13 protein-coding genes and 1 tRNA gene are annotated in these 15,615 nt (G+C 68.7%); 3 read left to right on the top strand and 11 right to left on the bottom strand.

Annotated features, from left to right (window positions below):
• Both HCK04_RS23930 and HCK04_RS42690 read right to left on the bottom strand, forming a co-directional pair.
• The coding region (locus tag HCK04_RS23930) for a conjugal transfer protein TrbL family protein (RefSeq protein ID WP_205830625.1) at nucleotides 1–1,221 on the bottom strand (1,221 nt) is incomplete at its 3' end.
• Between the two features lie 5 nt (nucleotides 1,222–1,226).
• The gene (locus HCK04_RS42690; protein ID WP_240971729.1) at nucleotides 1,227–2,639 is read right to left on the bottom strand and encodes a pilin; all 1,413 of its coding nucleotides are present in this window, start codon (nucleotides 2,637–2,639) and stop codon (nucleotides 1,227–1,229) included.
• 235 nt (nucleotides 2,640–2,874) lie between these two features.
• Between HCK04_RS42690 and HCK04_RS23920 the strand changes: the two genes are divergently transcribed.
• Complete coding sequence (locus HCK04_RS23920) at nucleotides 2,875–3,870, top strand: site-specific DNA-methyltransferase (protein ID WP_142649625.1); 996 nt, start codon at nucleotides 2,875–2,877, stop codon at nucleotides 3,868–3,870.
• Entirely contained in the window at nucleotides 3,867–4,073 is a 207-nt protein-coding gene (locus HCK04_RS23915) for a helix-turn-helix domain-containing protein (RefSeq protein ID WP_142649624.1), read from the top strand. Before HCK04_RS23920 ends, HCK04_RS23915 begins: the two co-directional genes overlap by 4 nt.
• A gap of 406 nt (nucleotides 4,074–4,479) precedes the next feature.
• Here the strand turns inward: HCK04_RS23915 and HCK04_RS23910 are convergent, their stop codons facing one another.
• The 9 genes from HCK04_RS23910 to recF form a co-directional block, all read right to left on the bottom strand.
• On the bottom strand, nucleotides 4,480–5,484 hold the full coding sequence (locus tag HCK04_RS23910; RefSeq protein ID WP_142649623.1) for a hypothetical protein: 1,005 nt from the start codon (nucleotides 5,482–5,484) through the stop codon (nucleotides 4,480–4,482).
• A gap of 96 nt (nucleotides 5,485–5,580) precedes the next feature.
• Complete coding sequence (locus HCK04_RS23905) at nucleotides 5,581–5,964, bottom strand: hypothetical protein (protein WP_142649622.1); 384 nt, start codon at nucleotides 5,962–5,964, stop codon at nucleotides 5,581–5,583.
• Nucleotides 5,965–6,017: 53 nt separating this feature from the next.
• Entirely contained in the window at nucleotides 6,018–6,839 is an 822-nt protein-coding gene (locus tag HCK04_RS23900; protein WP_168066215.1) for a HAMP domain-containing sensor histidine kinase, read from the bottom strand.
• Between the two features lie 522 nt (nucleotides 6,840–7,361).
• A tRNA-Ile gene (locus tag HCK04_RS23895) sits at nucleotides 7,362–7,438 on the bottom strand.
• A gap of 154 nt (nucleotides 7,439–7,592) precedes the next feature.
• Nucleotides 7,593–8,336 carry a DUF3566 domain-containing protein gene (locus HCK04_RS42685; protein ID WP_260617384.1) on the bottom strand — a complete coding sequence of 248 codons (744 nt, stop codon included), beginning with the start codon at nucleotides 8,334–8,336 and terminating at the stop codon, nucleotides 7,593–7,595.
• Between the two features lie 214 nt (nucleotides 8,337–8,550).
• Nucleotides 8,551–11,052, bottom strand: coding sequence for a DNA gyrase subunit A (gyrA, locus tag HCK04_RS23885; protein ID WP_142649620.1), 2,502 nt, complete (start codon nucleotides 11,050–11,052; stop codon nucleotides 8,551–8,553).
• Nucleotides 11,053–11,081: 29 nt separating this feature from the next.
• Nucleotides 11,082–13,028: a DNA topoisomerase (ATP-hydrolyzing) subunit B gene (gene gyrB / locus HCK04_RS23880; RefSeq protein ID WP_142649619.1), complete on the bottom strand. Its 1,947-nt coding sequence runs from the start codon at nucleotides 13,026–13,028 to the stop codon at nucleotides 11,082–11,084.
• Between the two features lie 502 nt (nucleotides 13,029–13,530).
• Nucleotides 13,531–14,064 (bottom strand): DciA family protein, encoded by a 534-nt coding sequence (locus tag HCK04_RS23875; RefSeq protein WP_312845764.1) that lies wholly within the window; start codon nucleotides 14,062–14,064, stop codon nucleotides 13,531–13,533.
• Complete coding sequence (recF, locus tag HCK04_RS23870) at nucleotides 14,054–15,241, bottom strand: DNA replication/repair protein RecF (protein WP_142649618.1); 1,188 nt, start codon at nucleotides 15,239–15,241, stop codon at nucleotides 14,054–14,056. Before recF ends, HCK04_RS23875 begins: the two co-directional genes overlap by 11 nt.
• A 178-nt stretch (nucleotides 15,242–15,419) precedes the next feature.
• On the opposite strand from recF, the gene HCK04_RS23865 reads away from it, so the two are divergent.
• Nucleotides 15,420–15,566, top strand: coding sequence for a hypothetical protein (locus HCK04_RS23865; protein ID WP_168066213.1), 147 nt, complete (start codon nucleotides 15,420–15,422; stop codon nucleotides 15,564–15,566).
• Nucleotides 15,567–15,615: the final 49 nt, after the last annotated feature.

Here is a 15,615-nt window from a genome sequence, read left to right as displayed (position 1 = left end):
CTTGGCAACCGCCGGCTGCCAGTTGGCCGCGTTGACCGGACGGCGAGCGGCGACGGGAGCGTGCTTTGCCGGTCCGGCACCTCCGCGCGCTGCGGCAGCGGCAGTTGCCGCGGTGGCAGCGGACGCGGCAGCCGTACCGGCAGGGCCTGCCGCCAGGGCGGGCAAGGCATGCCTGACCGTTGCCGTGTTCACCGCGCGCTTGGCCGTACCGACCCTAGAGCCCTTCTTGAGGTGCAGGGCGCTGAGAAGCGGACTGGTGACCTTGTACGCCAGGGCGTACTTGACGATGCGGACCACACCGAGACCGCGGCCGCCGGGCAGGAACATCACCCGTGAGACCCAGGTGGGGATGCGCACCAGGACGATCAGCAGGACGAGGGCGAGCAGGAGGTTGTAGAGCGGGCCCCGGCCGGTGAGCCCCATGACCTCGCGGCCGTCCTGGTTGAAGAAGACCCGTACGGCCGTGACGAGCGTGAGCGACTGACAGATCTGGATGAGCAGCAGCCCGGTGAAGACCCGCCACCACAGCCGTGCGAGGCCGTCCGTCTGAGGCAGCGCGTGGCAGGCGAGGGCCAGTGGAGCCGCGATCACCAGCAGGGTGGTCAGGGCCACTCGGAGCACGAAGGTGATGAGCAGGACCACGAGCAGCACCACGGCCACGAGGGCGAGCAGGATGTAGAAGATCGGCGATGCGTCGGGCAGCAGGACGAGGAGGCGGACCGCGTTGGCCGCCCTGCGCGCGTCGAAGCCCTGGCTGAGCAGCGCCTGGGCGATCGCGTTGCCGAGATCGATGGCCTTGCTGGTCAGCAGGAAGCTGGCGTTGGCGGCCAGGAAGGCTACGACGAGCCGGGGCAGGATCTCTTTAATCGCGTACCTGGTCTGGACGGTCTCGTAGCTCATGGCCAGGATCCCGCCGACGGTGGCGAACAGGATGAAGGATCCGTTCGCGATGACCAGGGTCACGTGCCACAGGTCCTCGATCCGTGTCTGACCGTCGATGCTCGGCGTGGCCAGGAGCGTGGCGGCCAGGGCGTCCAGCAACGGCTTGATCGCGGATCCGACGAGGTCGGTGAACCAGGCGTTGATCTGGTTGGTGATCCAGTCGCCGATGCCGAAGCTGATCCCGGTGTTGCCGCTCGGGAGCGGTGGCAGTTCGACCGCCGGCGTCGGAGTGGGCGAGGGATTGGTCCACAGGGTGTGGATAAGAATCTCGGTGGCCATCGCGGTCACCCGCCGACGACGTGCTTGAGCACGTTGACGAACAGCGGTGCCAGCACGGCCAGGGCGTAACCGAGGGCGGCGGCTTTGAAAGCGACCTTGGCTTTTTGGACCTCGCCGGGATCTCCGCCGGCGACCAGGTAGCGCAGGCCGCCGATGGTGAACATGAGCGTCGCCAGCGTGGCGAGCAGCCCGACGATCCAGTTCCTCAGGTTGGTGAAGACCTGGTCGAGCTGGTCCGGCCGGGTCGGCGGAGCAGCGGCGTGGATCACAGCAGTCGCGTTGCCGCCGTCGGCCAGAGCCGCGGCAACGAGGACGGCAATGATTGCCGCCGCTATGCCGACGACGAGCAGGACGCGGACGACGTGCCGGCGCGGTTTCCGCAGTGTCGGCAGGTGAGGGATCCGCGCGGAGCCGGTGAGGCTGCCCCAGCCTCCTTTCCTCGTGGTGGTGTCGGGTTGCGTATCCGAGCTCCGGCTCCGCGCGGAAGTCATGGGGACGTCCTTCTCCACCTCTCTAGAAGGGGTGGAGGAGATCGTTAGGGACGTGGCTACCTCGACTTCGCCGCTCAGGACGGCGTCGACGAGGATCGGTTCGCAGCGCTGGCGGCGCTTCTTGGCGGCTTCGGTGGTCAGGCCGAGCTCTCGGGCGGCGTCGGCCAGGGTGCGCTTCTCCAGGCGGGTCATGCCGATCAGTTCGGCGTCGACCTCGCTGATGACTCCCTTAGCGACGGCGTCCAGGAGGACGAGGTCCGGGTGTCCCCAGGGGATGGCAGGGGGTGAGGATTCCTGGAGCGGAAAGCGCCGGGCCGCTCCGGCCTCCGCGTTCTCCCGGGCGCGCTCGCCGGCCCGCTTGGCCGCGGCGCACATCCGAGGGAAGACGCTCGGGCTGTCGAGGTCGGCCGTACGGATCGCCTCGATGAACGCGGTCAGGACCTCGGTGTCGATGTCTTCCGGGTCTCCGGCAACGTAGCCGCGGCAGATCCTGCCGCTGATGCCGCGCAGTGCCGGTACGGCAACGCCGACAGCACTCACCATCCATTGCGGCCCGTCCTGCCGGGCCCGCGTCACGAGCAACCGCCAGACCGCGTCGCGGGCGGCGTTCGAGCAGGAGGGGTGGATCAGCACATCCCGTAGCTCGATCAGTGACATTGGCCGGCGGGGGAGGCCGTGCCCGACCTCCCTGCCGTCGATGGCGAGGCTACTGGGCGCGCAGGCGAGCATCTGGAATGCGCGCTCGGCGATGTCCAGAGGTGACCGGTCCGGGCCGGCTGTGTCGGATGGGTTCGTGCTCATCGGGTTTCTCCACGGCGAGAGGGATTTCGCTTCGTCGAACCCGGTTGTAGGAGGGGCCTCTGGCATGGCTCCGGCGCCAATCGCCGACTGCTTCTGGCACGCCTCTGGCGTTTGGTGGTGCGGCATTTCGAGAGGCGTGCGCCAGAGCGACGCCAGAGGTACGCAGGTGCTCTCACCAGGGCGGACAGCTCACGCCAGAGCAGTGCCGGAGGCCGCTGCTGCACTCGAAGCGCGTATCTGAGTTCCGCCCCGAAACAGAAATGGAAGTAACGAGCACGACCTGGCTTCAGGTCCACCGCCAGCCGGCCTCGGCCGGGCGGGCCCCTCTCATGAAGGCTCTCTCCGTACAGGAGGAGGCGCGATGAGGGCTCCGTACTGGCGAGACGACCACGCCACCCTGCACCTCGGTGACGCACGCGACGTGCTCTCCGAGATGCCCGACCGGTCCGTGGACTGCCTGGTGACCAGCCCGCCCTGCTACGGGCTGCGCGACCACTGCCCCGAGGAGTACGGCCAGGAGTCGACACCCGACGAGTACGTGGACAACCTCCGCGCCACGTTCGCGGAGGCCCGGCGGGTCCTGGCTGATGACGGCACCTGCTGGCTCAACCTCGGCGACGTCTACGCCGCCCACTCCGGCGGCTACGCCCGCGGCGTCGACTACAACCAACGGCAGCCGGTCGTACGCCCTCGCCCCCGGCTTGTCGTGCCGCCCAAGAACCTGCTCGGCATGCCATGGCGGGTCGCCTTCGCCCTCCAGCAGGACGGCTGGATCCTGCGCAACGCGATCGTCTGGTCCAAGCCCAACACCATGCCGCAGTCGGTCCTAGACCGGCTTTCCACTCGCTACGAGCTGATCTTCCTGCTCGTCAAGCAGCGCTTCTACTGGTTCGACCTCGACGCCATCCGCGAGCAATACACCGGCGACCGATCGCTGTCTCGCCGATCCCGACGCGGTGGCATGAAACCCAACGCCATCCAGACGCCCTGGCCACCGGTCGCCACGCCGGAGTCAGCCAGCCCGTTGCACGGCACCGGCAGCCGCCCGAACCACCGTGCCATTGATGCGGCCAACTCGAACGGCCGCAACCCCGGCGACGTCTGGACGATCTCGACCAGGCCCTACCGGGGCGCCCACTTCGCTCCGTTCCCGATCGACATCCCGCTCCGTGCCATTGCCGCCGGCTGCCGCCCCGGCGGCACCGTCCTGGACCCGTTTTCCGGAGCGGCAACGACTGCCCTTGCCGCCCGGCAACTCGGCCGCCAGTTCATCGGCATCGAACTCAACGCGGGCTACTGCAAGCTGGCGGTAGCGCGGATCCGTGAGGCATCGGCAGCGGCAGGGGGCATCGAATGAAGGACATCACCCTCCGCGACCTCCAGGACCTCCCACCGACGCTCGACCTCATGACCGCCGCGAGGATCCTCGGCATCGGCCGCACCAAGGCCTATGAGCTCGCCAAGAAGGACCAGTTCCCCGTACGGACCATCCGTATCGGGGACCTCTATCGGGTCTCGACGTCCGACCTGCTGCGCCTTCTTAACGGTGACGTCCAGTGAAGACGGGAAGACAACCCCACGTGAGCCAGCGAGGTGCTGGCCGCTGCAGCCACCTCTGAAAAGAGGGCGTTCGACCGCCTCCAGTAGTTCCCCCACGCCGCGACCGCCGCTTCCGGGATCCGCGAGCACCGCAGCGACGGCCGCGGCCCGGCATCGAAGTCCCGTCCTCTTCCCAACGGCGCGGGCGGTCCCGATCGCGTACCGTCCCGTGAGCCAATGGACGGCGGCGTCAGGCAGGGTCGGCTAGATCGAGACCTTCGAGCCCGTCCAAAGGTGGGGCGGCATGGGTGAGGACCACCCCTTTCCACTTACGGCTCCGGGCGTCCTTGTCCGAGGGCGGGGGTCATCGAGGTGCGCCGCCAGTACGAGGGCTGTCCGTACCCGGGGTGATCTATTAGTTCCGGCGCTAAGGATTGCGGGCCTCGTCGCGGGCGTGGATGTATTCCTGCATGTACACGAAGACGGTGCGCCGTCGAACTTCCATCTTCTGTATGAGCTCAGTGACATCGAGGCCGTAGAAGGCACCGAAGTGCTGCAGCACCTTGCCGCATGCGGCAAGGGCCGCATCCACCGCGCCTGCGATGCTGAGCGGGTTGGGCGCGGCCCTGAATCCAGAGACCGCGTCGATGGAAGGGATGAGAACCTCGGACAGATGCCAAGGCACACTGTGAATGGCGCCGGAGCCGATTTGGTAGATGTTAGGAAGGTCGGGGAACAAGGTAGCAACTTCGCCCGACCACTCGATCTTGGTCGGGATCTTCGTGCCGTCGTGCCACACGAGGTGTGCGACCGTCTTTCCGTCCCTCCCGAGTCCTTCGGTGATGCCTGCCTCCGCAATGAGCTTTCGCGCGTCGTCGAAGCGATTGCGAGCCTCCTGCCGAGCCTGGGCGGTGTACGGGAGATGGTCCGGCAACGCGTCGCACCCCTTCTTGTCCTGTTCCGCGTCGTAGCGGTGCCCCACGGCAGCGCGAAGAAGCCGGACCACTGTGCTGGCGCTCGGGTCGTACCAGCGGCATGCGATGGCGGCTGCCTCCACGACCGTCCGCATCACCGACGTGTGCGCGAACAGCGGTACCTCGTCCCGATCCACGGTGCGCCGCAACGCATGGAGATGATCAAGCATGTTGGCAATCGCCAACTCGGCCGCGTGGTGGCCGATTTGGCGCAGGTTCATCAGGGCAGGCTGGAACTTCTTTCGTTCCTGCCCTATCACCAGGAGATCACCATGGCAGGGGCTCCCCTTCATGGGGACGCGGAGCTGCGTGCCGAGGAAGAGAGGGTAGCTTGTCTCGTACTGCTGCTGGAGGGCGCGGTCGAGCTGACGCATCAGCCGCCGGGCAGCTTTGACGTGCGGTGGCTCAGCCTGGTTCTCCGGCAGTTCCTCAGCAGGTACCAAGGTGCGCCTTCCCATACGGACACCCACGTGGATCGAGGGCCCAGTCTCCCGTGTCCCCGCCGATGCCGCGAACGAATTACCTCGATCCGCATCAGTCTGGGGAAGATCGCCCTACGCCGTGACAGGCGGCCCGGGCGCCTCGTCCGACGCCCACAATGGGACACCCTGGTCGGCGATGTCCTGATGCGGCACCGGATGCACGAAGTCGTCGATCAGGGTAAGGGACACCTCGGCCAGCGTGAGCAGGGCCCGCCACTCGGCCCGCTTGCACCAGTCCCTCGCCAGGATGTCGGCCAGCAGCTCGGGCGCGCCGAGCTGCTGGGCCACGCGGGCGGGGTCGGCGGGCCCACGCACCCACCCGCCCTGCCGACGTTCGGCCAGGCCGTGCTCAGCGAGGGCGCGGAGGCCGGCGGAGACGGCCTCCGCGCTCCGCGCTCCGCGAGTGCCATTCGCCCCGCAGTTGGAGGGGTTCACGAGGGTCGTACGCCGCGCCATCCTCCAGGCGGTACCGCATAGGTCGAGCCGGGTGTGGGGCGGGGCCGGGTGGGTCAGGCCGTCGACGCCGGGGAGGGGGCGAGGGGGAGCTGAACGACGAAGCGGGCCCCGCCACTGGGAGAGGGTTCGACCCACACGGATCCGTTGTGAGTCTTGACGATCTCCCGGACGATGCTCAGCCCGAGGCCCGAGCCGGCGTCGCCGCGCCGGGACTCGGTCGTGAGCTGGTACAACCGATCGAAGACGCGCTCCCGCTCGTGCGAGGGAATGCCGGGGCCGTCATCGGACACCGCCAGCCGTGCGAAGCTGTCGCCACATCCGACGTCGACTCGCACACTGTGCCTGGCGTGGCGCCGCGCGTTGTCCAGCAAGTTGGTCAGGATCTCGCGCATCTGCATATGCATGGCTTCGACCTGACCACTGCAAGTACAACTCACCTCGACGGTTATCAGGTCGGCTCGGGCAGCGACTTCCTGCCTGACCAGCTCGCACAGATCGATCCTCTCCTTATTCTGGGCGATACGACCCCGGGCGATCAGCAGGAGGTCGGTCGCGAGTGCCTCCAGTCGATCCACCTCCCACAGCACCTCCCTGAACGCGCCGGGGTAATCGGCGTGATCAGGGTCGGCGATCGCCTCTTCCACACTGATGCGTATGCCGGCCAGCGGGGAGCGGATCTCGTGGGCGACGGTGGAGGCGAACTGCCGCTCGCGGTCCAGCATGTCCAAGCTCACGTTGATGTTGCCGACCAGCTGGGTCATCTGCGTCGGATTCCGATGCTGGGTGATCTGGTCGTACTCGTCTTTGATGTTGATCCGGGCGAGGTCGTCGGAGATCCCGCCGACCCGATGCAGCAGCCGGTAGACGATGATCACGCCGGCGAGCAGGACAGTCGGCACCCCCAGCGTCTTCCGCAGCCGGCTCCATGAACCAGTGCCGCTGCCCCACACCGCCCGGTGCCGTTGTCCACCCAAGCTCGGCATATGTGAACTTTGCCCGTCAGTACGGACCATAACCTTCTGACCAGCGAAAACAGTACGCTCATTGGGTTCGGGAAGGTGTGGCAGTCACCGCCGGCGCCCTGCCCCTGGTCATGAGTGGCCTGCTCGCCGCGCTGCTGCTGACCAGCAGCAGGTGCTGCAGGCCATTCGCGTTCACGGCCGGCCCCGCACCCGTCCGGACCACGTGGAGGCGACTATGGCATTGCCAGTGATGCCCTTCATGACCTCACGGGCGTTCAACCCCATCCGCGCGCAGGGAAGATCGGCTGCCAGGACCTGTCGATGTGGATCGATGTCTGCTACCTGGTGCCGGACGCCCGTGATGGCAAATCGATGGCAAACGATCAAAAGGCCAGGTCCCTGATCGCGGGAACTGGCCTCTGAGCTGGTACTTCGTGGTGGGGCTACCAGGACTTGAACCTGGGACCTCTTCCTTATCAGGGAAGCGCTCTAACCGACTGAGCTATAGCCCCGCACTGCGCAACGAAGGTTACCGCATCCCGTATCCGGTGGCGAATCCGTCGTTCCGAACGAGGAAAAGCTTACCGTGTCCGGGCCCGTGGTCGTGCCATCGAGGCGCATTCGTACGGCGGGCCGCTCGTGTGGGCGGCCTGCCGCACCGGTGGGTCACTCGGCTTCGCTGAAGGTGACTTCGACACCGCCTACGAGGTCCGCGGAGATGTTGTAGATGACGGCACCGAGGGTGGACAGCGCGGTGATGAGCACGACGTTCAGCGCGCCCAGCAGAGCCGCGTACCCGAGGATGCGGACGGGCTCGAACCAGCTCGCGATGTCGATCGTGCCGGCCCCGGCGCCGCCGGCACCGCTGGTGAGCTGGTTGACGGTGTCGGTGATCGAGGAGAAGACGCCGAGCGCCGACAGCACGCCGTACAGCACGGCGACTGCCACGAAGAGCACGACGAAGCACACCAGCGACACGACGAAGCTGAACTTCATCGCCGACCACGGCTCGATCCTGCGCAGGACCAGGTGGGCCTTGCGCGGCGGGCGCACGCCGAGCTGCTTCTTGTCCTTCTTGGCGGGCTCGGGCCGGTCTCCACCGGCAGGCCCGAAGCTCAGGCCGCGTACGGAGCCGCCGTCCACGGAAGGACGAGCGTTGTCCACAGACGGACGGCCGTTGTCCACAGAGGGTGTGGACGTACCGAGGCCGGCGGGCCGGGGATACTGCGCGGTCGCCCCACCGCTGTCGCCCCTGCCGTTGTCCGCCCGGCCGCTGTCCGGTCGGCCGTTCTCGGACCGGCCGTTCTCGGACACGCCGTCCGAGCCCGGCTGCCGCTTCCACGGCTGGTCGGCGGCCGAGGTCCGGATGCGCATGGTGTCGTCGGCCTTCGCCTTGTCGGCGGCGGTCACGTCATCTCCTTCGGAAGCCACCTTGGCGACGCTACCGCCATCGTGCGCCCGTGCGGTAACGCCGTTCGAAGACGACGTCGGGCGGGCGCCCGAAGGTCTCTTGGCGCCGGGTGTCCGCGGTCCGCCGGTGTCACTCATGCCACGCCCTCATCTGACGGCTCGGGTGCGCATCCGCGAATCGTGCTGTGCTCAGCGATTCGCCCGCTACGCTCGCTCATGCCTCGCCTCCTGCCCCGTTCTCCTCGGTCTCCAACGACTCGGCGTTGCGAGCGAGGGCCACAACGCTGTCACCCTCGGCCAGATTCATCAAGCGGACGCCCATGGTCTGGCGGCCCGACTGCTTGATCTCACCGGCGCTGGTGCGGATCACCCCGCCCGCAGAGGTGATCGCGAAGACCTCGTCCTCGGGACGCACCATGACGGCTCCGACCAGCTTGCCACGAGAACTGACGATCTTTGCCGTCAATACGCCCTTGCCGCCCCGGCCCTGCACCGGGTACTGGTCGGCGGGTGTCCGCTTCGCGTACCCGCCCTCGGTCGCGATCAACACGTCGTCGCCGTCGCTCATGACGTTCATCGCGAGCAGTTCGTCGCCGTCCACGAACCGCATGCCGATCACACCGCTGGTGGCGCGGCCCATCGGGCGCAGCGCCTCATCCGAGGCGGTGAACCTGATCGACTGCGCGTTCTTGGACACGAGCAGCAGGTCGTCACCCTCGGAGACGAGACGGGCGGCGATCACCTCGTCATCCTCGCGCAGATTGATAGCGATCAGGCCACCGGATCGCGGCGAATCGTACTCGGACAGCCGCGTCTTCTTCACCAGGCCGCTGCGGGTGGCCAGCACCAGGTAGGGCGCGACGTTGTAGTCCCGCAGGTCCAGGATCTCCATCACGTGCTCGTCGGGCTGCATGGCGAGCAGGTTGGCCAGGTGCTGGCCACGCGCGTCCCGGCCCGAGTCGGGCAGCTCGTACGCCTTGAAGCGGTAGACCCGGCCCTTGTTGGTGAAGGCCAGCAGCCAGTGGTGCGTCGTGGTGACGAAGAAGTGCTCCACGATGTCGTCCTGGCGGAGCTGCGCGCCCCTGACCCCCTTGCCGCCGCGCCGCTGCGCCCGGTAGAGGTCGGTGCTCGTCCGCTTGGCGTAGCCACCGCGCGTGATCGTGACGACCACGTCCTCCTCGGCGATCAGGTCCTCGATGGACATGTCGCCCTCGTACGCGGTGATCTCGGTCTTGCGCTCGTCACCGTACCTGGCGACGATCTCGCCGAGCTCGTCCGACACGAGCCGGCGCTGGCGGGGCTCGGAGGCCAGGATGTCCTGGTAGTCGGCGATCTGCGCCATCAGGCCGTCGTACTCGTCCTGGATCTGCTGCCGCTCCAGCGCGGCCAGCTTGCGCAGCTGCATGTCGAGGATGGCCTGCGCCTGGACCTGGTCGATGTCCAGCAGCGTCATCAGGCCGCCCTGCGCCTCGGCCGCCGACGGCGACCGCCGGATCAGGGCGATGACGTCGTCGAGCCGGTCGAGGGCCTTGAGCAGACCACGCAGGATGTGGGCCCGCTCCTCGGCCTTGCGCAGCAGGAACCGGGTCCGCCGGACCACGACCTCGATCTGGTGCGTGATGTAGTGCCGGACGAACTGGTCGAGGCGCAGCGTCCGCGGCACGCCGTCCACCAGCGCGATCATGTTCGCGCCGAACGTGGTCTGGAGCTGGGTGTGCTTGTAGAGGTTGTTCAGCACGACCTTGGCGACCGCGTCGCGCTTGAGCACGATCACGAGCCGCTGGCCGGTGCGCGAGGACGTCTCGTCGCGGACGTCCGCGATCCCGGTGACCTTGCCGTCCCTGACCAGCTCGGCGATCGTCAGCGCGAGGTTGTCCGGGTTCACCTGGTACGGCAGGGCCGTGACGACCAGGCACTGCCGTCCCTTGGGGTCCTCCTCGACCTCGACGACGGCCCGCATGATGATCGAGCCGCGGCCGGTGCGGTAGGCGTCCTCGATGCCGCGGCGGCCGACGATCAGCGCGCCGGTCGGGAAGTCGGGACCCTTGACCCGCGCGAGCAGCCCGTCGAGCAGCTCCTCGTCAGTGGCTTCGGGGTTGTCGAGCGCCCACTTGACGGCCTCGCCGACCTCGCGGAGGTTGTGCGGCGGGATGTTCGTCGCCATGCCGACCGCGATGCCGGCCGACCCGTTGACCAGCAGGTTCGGGAACCGCGACGGGAGGACGACCGGCTCCTGCGACCGCCCGTCGTAGTTGGGCTGGAAGTCGACGGTCTCCTTGTCGATGTCGCGGAGCATCTCCATGGCGATCGGCGCGAGACGGCACTCGGTGTACCGCATCGCGGCGGCCGGGTCGTTGCCCGGCGAGCCGAAGTTGCCCTGCCCGTCGACGAGCGGGTAGCGCAGCGACCACGGCTGCGCGAGCCGTACGACGGTGTCGTAGATCGACGTGTCGCCGTGGGGGTGATAGGAGCCCATGACGTCGCCGACGACGCGGGAGCACTTGAAGTAGCCGCGGTCGGGCCGGTAGCCGCCGTCGAACATCGCGTACAGCACGCGGCGGTGCACGGGCTTGAGGCCGTCGCGGACGTCGGGCAGCGCGCGGGACACGATGACGGACATCGCGTAGTCCATGTAGCTGCGCTGCATCTCGGCCTGGATGTCGACCGGCTCGATGCGATCGGCGGGAGGCCCAGGCGGCGTGTTCACTTCCGTCACGAAAAGTCCTTCTGGTCGGCCACGCTTGCTCAGACGTCGAGGAAGCGGACGTCGCGTGCGTTGGTGATGATGAAGTTCCTGCGGGCCTCGACGTCCTCACCCATCAGCACGCTGAACAGGTCGTCGGCCTGCGCGGCGTCGTCGAGGGTGACCTGGCGCAGCACCCGGGTGTCGGGGTTCATCGTGGTGTCCCAGAGCTGGGAGGCGTTCATCTCGCCCAGACCCTTGAACCGCTGCACACCGTCGTGGAGCCGGGGGTCGCGCCGGCCGCGGGCGACGCCGTCCTCGATGATCGCGTCCCGCTCCCGGTCGGAGTACGCGTACGACGCGTCCTCGCCCTTGCGGTCCCACTTGATCTTGTAGAGCGGCGGCTGGGACAGGTAGACGTGCCCGGCCTCGATCAGCGGGCGCATGAAACGGAACAGCAGCGTCAGCAGCAGGGTCGTGATGTGCTGGCCGTCCACGTCGGCGTCCGCCATGAGGATCAGCTTGTGGTAACGCAGCTTCGAGATGTCGAACTCGTCGTGCACGCCGGTGCCGAGGGCCGTGATGAGCGCCTGGACCTCGTTGTTCTTGAGGACCTTGTCGATCCGGGCCTTCTCGACGTTCAGGATCTTGCCGCGGAGCGGGAGGATCGCCTGGAACTTGGGGTCGCGCCCGCCCTTGGCCGAGCCGCCGGCCGAGTCGCCCTCGACGATGAACAGCTCGCACTTCTCCGGCTCCGACCACTGGCAGTCGGCCAGCTTGCCGGGCAGGCCGCTGCCGCTCTCCAGCAGCGACTTGCGCCGGGTGAGGTCGCGGGCCTGCCGCGCCGCGATGCGGGCGCGGGCCGCCTGGAGCGACTTGTTGATGATCTCCTTGGCCTCGCCCGGGTTGCGCTCGAACCAGTCGCGCAGGTGGTCGTTGCAGGCCTTCTGGACGAACGACTTCGCCTCGGTGTTGCCCAGCTTCGTCTTGGTCTGGCCCTCGAACTGGGGGTCGGCCAGCTTCACCGAGATGATCGCGGCGAGGCCCTCGCGGACGTCGTCACCGCTGAGGTTGTCGTCCTTGCCCTCCTTGAGGAACTTCTGCTCGCGCGCGTACCGGTTGACGATCGTGGTCAGCGCCGCGCGGAAGCCCTCCTCGTGGGTGCCGCCCTCGGCCGTGTTGATCGTGTTGGCGAACGTGTAGACCGACTCGGAGTAGGAGGCGTTCCACTGCATGGCGATCTCGACCGAGATGCCGTCGCCGTGCTCCTCGAAGTCGATCACCGAGTTGTGGATCGGCTCCTTCTTCGAGTTCAGGTGCTTGACGAAGTCGGACAGACCGCCCTCGTAGTGGTAGGTGACCACCTTGGGCGCGCCGTCGATGATGTGGTCGGGCCGCTCGTCGATCAGCGTGATCTTCAGGCCCTTGTTGAGGAAGGCCATCTCCTGGAACCGGCGCGCCAGCGTCTCGAAGTTCCACGTGGTCGTCTCGAAGATCGCCGGGTCGGGCCAGAAGCTGATCGTGGAGCCGTGCTCGTCGGTCGGCTCGCCCTTCTCCAGCGGGGCCGTCGGCTTGGCCATCACGTACTTCTGCCGCCACACGTGGCCGTCTGTGCGGACCTCGACCTCAAGTCGCGTCGACAGGGCGTTGACTACCGAGGCGCCCACGCCGTGGAGGCCGCCGGAGACGGCGTACGACTTGCTGTCGAACTTGCCACCGGCGTGCAGCACGGTGAAGACGACCTCGACGGCCGGCCTGCCCTCGGCGGCGACGATGCCCACGGGAATGCCGCGTCCGTGGTCCATCACGCGCACGCCGCCGTCGGCGAGCAGGGTGACCTCGATCAGGTCGTTGTAACCGGCCAGCGCCTCGTCGACGGCGTTGTCGACGATCTCGTAGACGAGGTGGTGCAGCCCGCGCTCACCGGTGGAACCGATGTACATGCCGGGGCGCTTGCGGACCGCTTCCAGCCCTTCGAGAACGGTGATAGAGCTAGCGTCGTAGGACAAGTGCGAAATCCTCCTGCCGCGGACACGCGGCGGGCGACACCGTGGAATGGCTGCCCCTGCCGTGCCCGTCACCGTCGTGAGTGCCCCGATGCGCACACCCAGGGGATGTCGGCCCGTGGGACCGGGGTGACGCAAACCGGACGTGTCCTTGAGTCCATCTGCATTCTACCGGTCCGAGAGACAACAGGTGGCATTCACGGGGGCTGTGATGCCCTGTCGCTTGACGATCATGTTTCTGAGCACCCCCCACACGGAACGGGGGTCGAAGCCTCAGACGCGATTTTGGGCCGGTTCGGGGTCTCCGCGGGTCGGTTCGCCGCTCCCCGTGGGCCGATCCGGCGGGCCGTCGCGCGGCCGGTCCCGGGGTTCGTCACGGACCGACGCGGCGTTTCACCACGGTCGGTTCGAGGTTGGTCGCCGACCGGGCTTGCCTTTCGCCACGGCCGCTCCGGCTTACGTCCGGCGGGTGTCGCCTAACGGGTCCGAGGTTCGGTCGCCCCCGTCAGCCGTACGTGTCGCCCGGCCCACGACTCCCGCGTACGCGCAGGCCGCCCTCCGGGCGGGGGCCCGCGCCGGGGCCGTGCACCTTGACCCGGGTCACGGTGCCGTCGCCGAGCTCCTCGTTCAGCCGCCTGACCAGCGTGGACGCGAGGAGCCTGACCTGGGTCGCCCAGGCGGTCGAGTCGGCGGCGACCACCACCTCGCCGTCCTCGAAGCTCTCCGGCCTGGTGTGGGCGGCCAGGTCGGGGCCGACGATCTCCGCCCAGCGGCCGAACACCCCGCCCACCGCGACCGGCTGTTCCCATCCCCGGGCGGCGAGCAGGTCGCGGATCGCCCGGCCGAACGGCAGCGGATCGCCGGAGTCACGCCGCGCGCCGCCCGGCCCGGAACGGCGACGGGGCTCGCTGCGGGGGAGCTGCCCCCGCTTCAGCGCGTCGGCCTTCGCCTGGGCCAGCTTCTCCCGCGCCAGCGCGGCGCCCCGCGCGGCCGAGCCCTGCGGGGATTGTCCACCGCCTGTGGATATCTCATCGGACACGGGTCACGCTCCCTTCCATCACGTCGAACCGGGCACCGGCCAGCTCGGGCGGCACGTCGTCCGGCACCGCCGCCGTGATGAGCACCTGCTCGGCCGGGGCGACGATCTCGGTGAGCCGCCTGCGCCGCTGACCGTCCAGCTCGGCGAAGACGTCGTCCAGGATCAGCACGGGGTCGCCGCCGTCGGCCCGCAGCAGGTCGTAGGCGGCGAGCCGCAACGCGAGGGCGAACGACCACGACTCGCCGTGGCTCGCGTAGCCCCGGGCCGGCAGCTCGCCCAGCCGCAGCAGCAGGTCGTCGCGGTGGGGGCCGACGAGGGTCACGCCGCGTTCGAGCTCCGCCTGACGCGCCTCCGCGAGGCCCCCCCGCAGGTGCTCGGCCAGTAGTTCCCGGTTTGTCCCCAGGGTGGGGATATCTGTGGATAACCCCGACGGCCGGTATTCGAGATCGGCGAGTCCGGACGACGGGGCGAGAGTGGCGTACGCCTTCGCCGCGAGCGGACGCAGCGCGTCCACCAGGTGCAGCCGCGCCGCCAACAGCTCCGCGCCATGGCGCACCAAGTGGGAGTCCCAGACTTCGAGCGTGCTCAGGACGTCTCCCGCGCCGGCGGCGGCGAAGGCCGCGTCGTCCTCCTGCCTGCGGCCGCCGCGCCGCCGTCCCGCCCGCGTCGCCGCGGCCGTACGCAGGAGCGCGTTGCGCTGCTTGAGCACCCGCTCGTAGTCGGCGCGCACACCCGCGAACCTGGGGACGCGGGCGACGAGCAGGTCGTCCATGAACCGGCGGCGCTCGGACGGGTCGCCCTTGACCAGCGCGAGGTCCTCCGGGGCGAACAGCACGGTCCGCAACAGGCCGAGGGCGTCGCGCGGCCGGGGGACGGGGGAGCGGTTCACCCTGGCGCGGTTGGCCCGGCCCGGGTTGATCTCGATCTCGACCAGCGCCCGGCGGTCGTCCCTGACCACCGCCGCGCGCACGATCGCCCGCTGCGCGCCGTGCCGTACGAGCGGCGCGTCGGTGGCCACGCGGTGGCTCGAATGGGTCGCGACGTAGCCGAGCGCCTCGACCAGGTTGGTCTTGCCCTGCCCGTTCGGCCCGACGAACGCCGTGGCCCCCGGTTCCAGCACGAGTTCGACCTCCGGGTATGACCGAAAGTCGGTGAGGGACAGGCTCGCCACGTGCACCCCGCCAGGCTAGTGCCGGTGCCCGGCCTTCGTGTCCCGGCCGCGACGTCCTGTGGAGAAACGGCTCGCTGTGGAGAAACGGGCCGGTGCGGGGTGGTTCGTCCACAGCCTGTGGAAGATCAACGCCTGAAGAGCCGTCGACCGGCGACCAGGCTCGGCAGAAGGCCCGGATCGCCCTGTGTACGGACGAGTCCGGCGGGCGAGCGATCAGGCCCAGACGTCCGACGAGCTGTCCGGCTCGGTCCGCCGGGCCGCGCTCGCGCGGGACCGCCTCGCCGACGAGGACAGGTCATCCGGGCGAGCCCCCGGCGTCCACAGGGTGTGAACGCCGCCCGTGAACGTCGGCCGGCAAACGTGGGCCGGGAACGTCGAGG

Origin of the sequence: Microbispora sp. CL1-1, from assembly GCF_012034195.1 — a bacterium.
Classification (GTDB): Bacteria; Actinomycetota; Actinomycetes; order Streptosporangiales; family Streptosporangiaceae; genus Microbispora.
Note: the sequence above shows the minus strand (reverse complement) of the source record. Positions and strands in the feature narration are given on the sequence as shown.